This is a genomic window from Paenibacillus tengchongensis, assembly GCF_008973665.1.
GTDB lineage: Bacteria > Bacillota > Bacilli > Paenibacillales > Paenibacillaceae > Paenibacillus_AQ > Paenibacillus_AQ tengchongensis.
This window is the reverse complement of record NZ_WACP01000073.1, coordinates 1-551: the sequence shown is the minus strand read 5'-3', so window position 1 is coordinate 551 and position 551 is coordinate 1. Positions and strand designations below refer to the sequence as shown.

The following is a 551-nucleotide window of genomic DNA, read 5'->3' as shown; positions in this document are numbered from 1 at the left end:
GCTTATGTGCCGATCGACGCGGAATATCCGCAGGAACGCATCCGCTATCTGTTGGACGATTCGCAAATCACCCTCGTCCTTACGCAGCGGCAGCTGAACACAGAAATCACGCATGAGGGAAGCGAGTTCATCGCGATTGAAGACCTGCTTGAACAGAGCGAATGGAGCAGAGATAATCTCGGCCTGGTGTACGATCCGGCACGGATCATGTATCTGCTGTACACGTCGGGCTCAACCGGAAAGCCGAAAGGGGTCAAAGTGCGGGCGGACGCCTTTGCCAACCTGATCGACTGGGTTACCAGCGACCAGTATGAGATCACGGATCAGGACAACATCCTGCTGATTGCCCCGATCAGCTTTGACCTGGCCCAAAAAAATCTGTACGCCAGCCTGGTAAAGGGCGGGACGCTATGCCTGTTTACTCCCGGTCTTTACGACTACAACCGGATGCTGCGGACCATCAGGCAGCATAACATTACGTTCGTAAACTGCACACCGAGTGCGTTCCAGCCGCTTGTGGATTTTGATGCCCAGTATGAATCTCTACAAAC

At 53.9% G+C, this 551-nt stretch carries 1 protein-coding gene; it reads left to right on the top strand.

Going from position 1 to position 551, the window contains the following annotated elements; translation table 11 throughout:
* The coding region (locus tag F1381_RS27945; protein WP_151738074.1) for an AMP-binding protein at positions 1-551 on the top strand (551 nt) is incomplete at both ends.